The 5,199-nt window shown below is 74.2% G+C and carries 4 protein-coding genes; all 4 read right to left on the bottom strand.

Features of this window, described 5'->3' with window-relative positions:
- Positions 1–218: 218 nt before the first annotated feature.
- Positions 219–1,142: a cation diffusion facilitator family transporter gene (locus GWI24_RS39965; RefSeq protein WP_210950930.1), complete on the bottom strand. Its 924-nt coding sequence runs from the start codon at positions 1,140–1,142 to the stop codon at positions 219–221.
- A gap of 106 nt (positions 1,143–1,248) precedes the next feature.
- Positions 1,249–2,445, bottom strand: coding sequence for a mannose-6-phosphate isomerase, class I (gene manA / locus GWI24_RS39960; protein WP_210950929.1), 1,197 nt, complete (start codon positions 2,443–2,445; stop codon positions 1,249–1,251).
- Positions 2,446–2,548: 103 nt separating this feature from the next.
- On the bottom strand, positions 2,549–3,871 hold the full coding sequence (locus GWI24_RS39955) for an SIS domain-containing protein (RefSeq protein ID WP_210950928.1): 1,323 nt from the start codon (positions 3,869–3,871) through the stop codon (positions 2,549–2,551).
- A 101-nt stretch (positions 3,872–3,972) separates the two neighbouring features.
- On the bottom strand, positions 3,973–4,155 hold the full coding sequence (locus GWI24_RS39950) for a Trm112 family protein (protein WP_037954286.1): 183 nt from the start codon (positions 4,153–4,155) through the stop codon (positions 3,973–3,975).
- Positions 4,156–5,199 lie beyond the last annotated feature (1,044 nt).

Raw genomic sequence — 5,199 nt, 5'->3', positions numbered from 1 at the left:
GGGGCTCTCCCCCAGGGCCCCGGTGCCGGGGTTCCGCCCCGGTGCCGGGGGCTCGGAGGCTTGGCTCCCCTATCCCCGGCCAGGCCCCGCCGTGCCGGCGGCCTGTGCGGCGGACGCCGTCGGGGCCGATGGTGCATTGCCGGGTGCGGGCCTGTGGGGGTTTGTGCCCACCCGTTCCGCCCTGCGGAACAGATGCCCACAAACCGGCTGTGTCTCGCTCAGGCGGATGTCGAGGTTCGGAGGATGTCGGGTTCCAGGTAGATGACTCGGGCGATGGGGACCGCCTCGCGGATGCGGGCCTCCGCGGCGTCGATCGCGCGGGCGACCTCCGCGGCCGTGTCGTCGTGTTGGACCGCGATCTTGGCCGCGACCAGCAGTTCCTCGGGGCCGAGGTGGAGGGTGCGCATGTGGATCACGCTGGTGACGGTGTCGCCGTCCACGACGGCTTCGCGGATCTTGGCGACCTCCGTGGCGTCGGCCGCCTCGCCCAGGAGCAGCGACTTGGTCTCGGCCGCGAGCACCAGGGCGATCACCACCAGCAGGATGCCGATGCAGAGGGTGCCGATGCCGTCCCAGACGCCGTCGCCGGTCAGCAGGGTGAGGCCGACGCCGCCGAGCGCGAGGACCAGGCCGACGAGGGCGCCGAAGTCCTCCAGGAGGACGACGGGGAGCTCGGGGGCCTTGGCGCGGCGGACGAACTGGGACCAGCTCAGCTTGCCGCGGATCTCGTTGGACTCCTTTATGGCCGTACGGAAGGAGAAGCCCTCGGCGATGATCGCGAAGACCAGCACCCCGACCGGCCAGTACCAGTGCTCCAGCTCATGGGGGTGCTGGATCTTCTCGTAGCCCTCGTACAGCGCGAAGACACCACCGATGGTGAACAGCACGATGGAGACGAGGAAGCCGTAGATGTAGCGCTCGCGGCCGTAGCCGAAGGGGTGCTCCGGGGTGGCCTCGCGCTTGGCCTTCTTCCCGCCGAGGAGCAGCAGCCCCTGGTTGCCCGAGTCGGCGATCGAGTGCACGCCTTCGGCGAGCATCGACGACGAGCCGCTGAAGGCGAACGCCACGAACTTGGCTGCGGCGATAGCCAGGTTCGCGCTCAGCGCGGCAACAATCGCCTTGGTTCCGCCTGATGCACTCATATGTGCCGAATTTCCCTTCCGCTTACATGGCAGCTCATGGCGGCTTTGCCAGTGCTTTACCGCCTCACGGCGGGCCATTGTTCCAGCCCCTCGAGCGGGCCGTACCTCAGGCGGCCACTGTGGCCCTGAACACAGTGCCATCGCCGCTCAGGGCGGCCTCCTCGCCGGCCGGTACGAAGGCCGACTCCCCGCGCTTCAGCGGGAGTTCGCCGTCCGCGCCGCGCAGGGAGACCTCGCCCGAGGCGCAGAGCAGGATCTGCGGGCCGGTCGCCGGCAGCGGGCGGGGAGCGGCGCCGTCGGCGAGGACGTGGCGGGAGAGCCGGAACTCGTCGATCGGGGTGGTGTAGAGCTCCTCGCCGGAGGGGTCCGCCTCGGGCCGCAGCACGGCGGGGGCGGCGCTCTCGAAGCGGACGACGCGCAGCAGCTCGGGGACGTCCACGTGCTTGGGCGTCAGTCCGCAGCGCAGCACATTGTCGGAGTTGGCCATGATCTCGACACCCAGGCCGTCGAGATAGGCGTGCGGTACACCGGCGCCGAGGTAGAGCGCCTCGCCGGGCTGGAGGGTCACGAAGTTGAGCAGCATCGCGGCGATCACGCCGGGGTCGCCCGGGTAGTGCCGGGCGATGGAGGCGTACGCCGCGTACGCCGGGGCGTGCGGTCCGTCCTGCGCGCCGAGCCGCTCGGCGGCGGCAGTCGCCTGCCTTACGGTCTCCGCCATCGCCTCCGGGTCGGCCGTAAGGACGGCGGTCAGCACCTCGCGCAGGGCGTGCGACTCCGGGTGGGCGTGCAGGATGTCGACGTACGGCTTGAGCGAGTCGACCCCGAGGGCGGCCAGCAGCCCGGCCGCCTCGTTCGGGTCGCGAAAGCCGCACAGCCCGTTGAACGGCGTGAGCGCGCATATCAGCTCGGGCTTGTGGTTGGCGTCCTTGTAGTTGCGGTGCGGGGCGTCGGCCGGGACGCCGCGCTTCTCCTCGTCCGCGAAGCCCTCCTTGGCCTGCGCGAGGTCGGGGTGGACCTGGAGCGACAGCGGCGAGGCGGCGGCCAGCACCTTCAGCAGGAACGGCAGCCGGGGCCCGAAGAGGCTTACGGCGTCCGCGCCGAGCTCGCTCTCGGGGTCCGCGGCGATCACCTCGGAGAGCGCGACGGAGCCCGCGCCCCGGTCGACCCGGGACGGCGCCCCGGGGTGCGCCCCCATCCACATCTCGGCCTGCGGCTCCCCGGTCGGCCGGACGCCCAGCAGCTCCGGGATGGCGGTGGTGGAGCCCCAGGCGTAGGGGCGCACGGTGTTGACGAGGCGGTCCATGCGGTGCGGTTCCTGACTGTGCAGTGAGGGACGTGGGGCGGTTGGTGCGTGCCTTACGGCCTTGAGTACGGCCTTACCGTCGTACTCAAGGTCTATGACGGCCTCAAGTTCTATCCGGCGAAGCGAGCGCGAGGTAAACGGCGGCGAAATCCGTGATGGCGAGAAGTTCCGCGGCGCTCTCCAGTGGGGTGCCCTCGGCCGGTTCCAGCTCGCTGAACGCGGTCTCGTGGGCCAGCGCGAGCTCCCGGGCGGTCGGCACGGCCGAGATGGGGCCCACCGGCTCGTCGTGGAGCAGCACGATCCGGGCGCGGAGCGCCTCGGGCTCCTCCACCCGGTCGCGGAAGAAGTCGTCCGGGTCGGCCCCGCCCGCGAACGCCCCGGTCAGCAGCGCGCCATGCGCGGCGAGCGCCCCGGGGAGCTCGGCGACGAGCGCGGGGCGCCCGGCGAGCGCCGCGAGCAGTTCCGAGAAGCGCCGTCCGGTCGCGGCGGCCACCGGGCCCTCGGTCCACAGCAGCGGAAGCGCCCCGGCGAGCTCGGCCGCGAGCGTCTTGGCGGGGTTGGTGTAGGTGGCGATGGCCGGGCCGCAGCGCTCGGCGACCTGGTCGAGCCGGTCGGCGACCTGCTGCAGCGCGGTGGGCGGCGCGGACACCAGGCCGATCCGGTCGACCAGCAGGAGCAGCGGGGTGAGCAGGGCCCACAGCGTGCCGGGCAGCGCGGGGCCGGTCATCTCGTCGGGGGCGGTGCCGGGCGGCTCGACGGGCTGCGGAACGGAAGGCGTCCCGTACGGGGCGGGGGCGTCGCCCAGGGCGCCCTCGGCGAGGGCGGTGTCCTCGGTGCCGGGCGCGCCGGGCGCGTGCGGGTACCCGCGGTGCGGGTCGGTGCCGTACCCGTCGGCGGCATACCCGCCTGTGGCGTACGGGGCCGAGCCGTACGGCGCCGCGGCCAGCGGCACCATCAGGCCGCGGGCCTGGGCGACCGCGTCGGCCAGCGGGGACTGGCCCGGGGCCACCGAGACGATCGCGCAGCCGCGGCGGTACGCCTGCTCGACCAGGCGCGGAAGGCCCGGCTCCGTGCCGTCCGGGGTCGCGACGACCAGCAGGTCCAGCGGGCCCGCCCAGCCGGGCAGAGTCCAGCGCAGGGCGCCCGGCGCGGGGGCCACGCCGGTGGGCGCGATCAGGCTGACCGGGCAGTTGCCTCCGCTGAGCGCGCCGAGGAGGTCGGCGGTGCAGCTTCCGGCCGCCCCCGGGCCCGCGACCATCACGGCGCGCGGGCGCCCGTCCGGCTTGAGGTCGCCTATCCCGGCTTCGGCGGCGTGCCGGGCGGCGGTACGGACGCGGGCGCCGGCCTCGGCGGCCCCGCGCAGCAGCCCGCGGGTATCGGCGCGGGCGAGGGCCTCGGGGGCGTCGAGGAGGGATTCGTCGAGCATCGTGCTTCGGCCTCCGATCGCCGTGGCGGGCGGTACGCGTGGGGTCGCGCGGGGCTTACGCGCGGGACCGCGCGGGGTTGGGGTCCCGGCGGGCCGCCGGGTCAGGCCGGGCGGCGCGCCTCGTCGACGAGCAGCACGGGGATGCCGTCCCGCACGGGGTAAGCGAGACCGCACCCCTCGCCCGTGCATACCAGCTCGAGCGTCTCCGGGGACTGCTCCTCGCGCAGCGGGGCGTGGCACGCCGGGCAGGCGAGGATCTCCAGAAGACCGGCTTCGAGCGGCATGGGGTCGTCCCTTCGGGTATGGGTCCAGCCGGACATCGGTCCGGCGAGGTCAGCGTACCGCCGGGCGGGGCCGGGGCGCGGCCGGTGTACAACCGGAGCCCGGGGGCTCCCCGGGGCTCCCGTAGCGGTGTGGGTCCCGCGCGCGTGCCTCCGTAAGGGTGCGGAGGCTTCTGCAAGGGCGCGCGCGGCGCGGGGCCGCGCTCTGACGGCCGTAACCTCCGCAGAGGCGGCCGCGAACCTCTTGCGGGCCCGTGGGACGCGGACCGGCCGCAGAGGCCGCGCGCAGCAGCCGTAGGCCCTGCGAGCCTCCGTAAGGATGCGGACGGCCGCGGGGGGCCGCGCGCCAACGCCCGGATGGACGCCGCAGACCTCCCTGAGGACGCGGGTACGACCGCAGGGGCCGGGCCCTGAGGGCCACAGAGGCCGCGCGGGACAGCCATAGGACCCGCAGACGTCCGCAAGGGCGCCGCGGACCTCGAAGGACGCCACGGGCCTCCCTGAGGAGGAGGACGACCGCGGGGGCCGCGCGCGGATTTCTGCAAGGACGCCGCGAACCTCCCGCAGGCCCTCGTAAGACCCGGAGGGCCGCAGGGCCGCGCACGGACACTCCGTGGGACCCGCGGGCCTCCCTGCGGACCCGCGAACCCATCTGAGGAGGCGGACGGCTGCACGCGGCCCCCGTAAGGACATCGCCGGATCCGTATGGACGCTGCGGCCGTCCCCGCGTAGCCCTTACCGCCGCGCGCGGACAGCCGTAAGGACGTGCGGGGTTTCCTACGGGCCGGTCCGCCTCCCTGAGGAGGCGGACCGGCCGCGCGTCGACCGCCGTATGGGCCAGGGCGTGTTTCGAAAGCAGCGCCGTCCGCCCGGAGGGCGGGCCCCGCGGCGTCTGATGCGTGCGATCGCAAGGCGGAGGGTCGTCCTCGCGGGGGTGCCTCCCGGACGGAGTCTGGGGGCGGGCCTACTCGGACGATCCCGACAACGCGGCGAGCGTGCGTGCCAGGCGTCGCGGGGCAGGCGGGACCTTCGAACACGCCCTAGGCG

This window comes from Streptomyces sp. MK37H (genome assembly GCF_018035285.1).
Lineage (GTDB): Bacteria > Actinomycetota > Actinomycetes > Streptomycetales > Streptomycetaceae > Streptomyces > Streptomyces endocoffeicus.
The sequence above is the reverse complement of the archived record's forward strand: the minus strand, read 5'-3'. Positions and strand labels throughout refer to the sequence as shown.

Excerpts from the sequence above, each read along its gene's own strand:
- GWI24_RS39965 (WP_210950930.1), bottom strand. The coding sequence starts at position 1,142 with ATGAGTGCATCAGGCGGAACCAAGGCGATTGTTGCCGCGCTGAGCGCG.
- manA (WP_210950929.1), bottom strand. The coding sequence starts at position 2,445 with ATGGACCGCCTCGTCAACACCGTGCGCCCCTACGCCTGGGGCTCCACC.
- GWI24_RS39955 (WP_210950928.1), bottom strand. The coding sequence starts at position 3,871 with ATGCTCGACGAATCCCTCCTCGACGCCCCCGAGGCCCTCGCCCGCGCC.
- GWI24_RS39950 (WP_037954286.1), bottom strand. The coding sequence starts at position 4,155 with ATGCCGCTCGAAGCCGGTCTTCTGGAGATCCTCGCCTGCCCGGCGTGC.